The organism is Streptomyces sp. SD15 (genome assembly GCF_054462255.1).
The window spans coordinates 1-2,999 of the sequence record NZ_JBTLMO010000123.1 but is presented as its reverse complement, the minus strand read 5'-3'; the positions used below and the strand labels follow the sequence as shown (position 1 = coordinate 2,999).

Genomic DNA, 2,999 nt, shown 5'->3' with positions numbered 1-2,999 from the left:
GCGAATACAAGGACGACCTCGTCCTCTGCGTCCACAACTTCTCCCGCTTCGCCCAGCCGACGGAACTGGACCTGCGGGCGTTCAACGGGAGGAACCCGGTCGAGCTGATCGGCGGGGTGCGTTTCCCGGCCATCGGTGAACTGCCGTACTTGCTCACCCTCGCAGGCCACGGCTTCTACTGGTTCCGGCTGCGCGAGGACGCCGCGTAGAACCCGGGCGGGGCGGCGGTTTCCCCCGTCCCGCCCTGGGCACGCATCAGTAACACCCCGACTCCCCCGGTCTCCGGGTCCCTGGGTCTCCGGGGCCCCGGCTCTCCGAGTCACCGGGTCTCCGGGTCCCTAGATCCCTTGGTCACTGGGGAAAGGACGCGCCGTCATGTCGGAAGCCGCAACCCACTCTGCCACGGCCCCCGTCGCACGCCCCGAGTTGCTCGCGTCGCTCGATCCGTTGCTGCGGGAATGGCTGCCACGGCAGCGGTGGTTCGCGGGCAAGGGGCGTCCGGTGACCGGTTTCTCCCTGGTGACGGCCAACGAACTGCTGCCGCTCACCGGGCAGTTGGGCTTGCTCCATCTCCTCGTACGGGCGCACCAGCCCCTCACTCCGGCTCGGGGGGCCGCCGCGCACCCCGGCGGCGACTGCTACCAGTTACTGATCGGCGTACGGGAGGCGCTGCCGCCACGGCTCGCGCCCGCGCTGATCGGGCACGTGACGGAAGGGCCACTGGCCGGACGCACCGTGTACGAGGCACTGCACGACCCGCGCCCCGCCGACATACTCCTGGAAGCACTGCGCACCCGGGCCCGCGTCGGCGAACTCCGCTTCGAGCGGGACCGGCGCCAGGAGATCCGGGGCGATCTGGTGCCACGGCTGGTGACATCGGAACAATCCAACTCGTCTCTGGTCTATGGAGATACGTTCATCCTGAAGCTGTTGCGCCGCACCGCGCCCGGGATCAACCCCGACCTCGAGCTGCCGCTGGCGCTGTCCCGGGAGGGCTGTCCGCGGGTGCCGGCACCGACGGCGTGGATGGTGGCCGACGTGGACGAGGAGACGTACGTCCTCGGTGTGCTGCAACCCTTCGTCCAGGGCGCGACGGACGGCTGGGAACTCGCGCTGCGCGAACTGGGCAAGGGTGAGAACTTCACCGAGGACTTCCCCGAGAACTTCAGCGGGGACCTCGGCGGGGAAGGCTTCGGTGGGGAGGGCTTCGGCGGGGAGGCGCGGGCGCTGGGGCGGGCCACCGCCGAGGTGCACACGGCGCTCGCCCGCGCGCTGCCCACGGTCACCTGGGGACGCCCGCAGCTGGCACGGCTCGTCGACGGCATGACCGAGCGCCTGGAGGCGGCGGCGCAGGCGGTGCCCGCGCTGCGTCCGTACGCTCCCGGACTGCGGACGGCTTTCTCCGCGCTGGCCGATCTGACCGCCGAGGGGCAGACCTGGACCGCCCAGCGGATCCACGGGGATCTGCATCTCGGCCAGTGCCTGCGCTCGCCCTCCGGAACATGGTCGCTCATAGACTTCGAGGGCGAACCGTCGAAACCGCTCGCCGAGCGCCGCATGCCGCAGCCACCCGTGCGGGACATCGCCGGAATGCTCCGTTCCTTCGACTACGCGGCCCAGTCGCACCACCCGCCGGCACCCGGCTGGGCCGACACCTGCCGGGCCGCTTACTGCTCGGGGTACGCGGAGGTCGCCGGGCGTGACCCGCGTACCGACCCCGTCCTGCTGCGCGCCTACGAGACGGACAAGGCGGTCTACGAAGTCCTGTACGAAGCCCGGCACCGGCCCGACTGGCTGCCGGTGCCGATGGCGGCGGTACGCCGGCTCGCCGCATCTCCCTGACGTTCCCTCCCACCTCACCCTGCCGAGGAGGCCCTGCCCGTGACGTCCCGCCCTCCGTCCGACGACAGTCCGAAGAAGAACGGTGCCGAGGAGACGGCTGCCGCCAAGAAGACGGTGGCCAAGAAGTCGGTGAGCAAGAAGACGGTGGCCAAGAAGGCAGCCGAGGGGAAGCCGACGGCCAAGGCGGTCAAGAAGCCCGCCGGTACCGGTAAGAAGGCCGCCGCCAAGAAGCCCGCCGCGAGCAACGTCGCGAAGGCTACGAAGGCCACGAAGGTCGCTAAAGCGACAAAGGCGGCGGAGAGGGTTCCTGAACCTGCTGCCGTCGTCGGCCCTCCCCTGTTCGCCGGTGTCGGTGCCGGTGACCGGGAGCTGCTGCTCTCCGGGACGCACCACAATCCGCACGGCATCCTCGGCGCCCATCCGGTGCCGGGCGGCGTGGCCTTCCGGGCCTTCAGGCCGTACGCGCAGACGGTGTCCGTCGTGACGGACGATCTGCGCGCCGAGCTGCACGACGACGGGGACGGATTCTTCTCGGGACTGCTGCCGCTGCGCGCGGTCCCGGCGTCGTACCGGCTGCTCGTGGCATACGAGGGGACGGTCCAGGACACCGAGGACGCGTACCGCTTCCTGCCCGCGCTGGGCGAGTTCGATCTGCATCTGCTCGGCGAGGGCCGCCACGAGGAGCTGTGGCGGGCGCTCGGTGCGGAGCCGATGGTGCACCAGGGCGTGACCGGCACCCGTTTCACGGTCTGGGCGCCGAACGCGCGCGGCGTCCGCGTCGCCGGCACGTTCAACTTCTGGGACGGCACGGGACATCCGATGCGGTCGCTCGGCTCCTCCGGAGTGTGGGAACTGTTCGTTCCCACGATCGGCGAGGGTGAGCTCTACAAGTTCGAGATCACCCGCGCCGACGGCTCACGCACCCTGCGGGCCGACCCGATGGCCCGGCGTACCGAGGTCCCGCCCCACACGTCGTCGATCATTCATGCCTCGCATCACACCTGGCGGGACGAGGAATGGATGTCGCGGCGAGGGGCGACGCCGGTGCACGAGGCGCCGTTCTCGGTCTACGAGGTCCATCTCCCTTCCTGGCGCCCCGGTCTGACGTACCGCCAGCTCGCCGACCAGCTCCCCGCCTACGTCTCGGACCTGGGCTT

Annotated in this window: 3 protein-coding genes; all 3 read left to right on the top strand. The window is 70.6% G+C overall.

The genetic code is table 11. The annotated features are described in order from the left end of the window. Positions 1-209: alpha-glucosidase C-terminal domain-containing protein (locus ACX28W_RS43745; RefSeq protein WP_459005663.1), on the top strand; the 209-nt coding region annotated here is incomplete at its 5' end. A 166-nt stretch (positions 210-375) separates the two neighbouring features. Then, on the top strand, positions 376-1,842 hold the full coding sequence (locus tag ACX28W_RS43740; RefSeq protein ID WP_459005662.1) for a maltokinase N-terminal cap-like domain-containing protein: 1,467 nt from the start codon (positions 376-378) through the stop codon (positions 1,840-1,842). A 39-nt stretch (positions 1,843-1,881) separates the two neighbouring features. After that, positions 1,882-2,999: GlgB N-terminal domain-containing protein (locus ACX28W_RS43735; RefSeq protein WP_459005661.1), on the top strand; the 1,118-nt coding region annotated here is incomplete at its 3' end.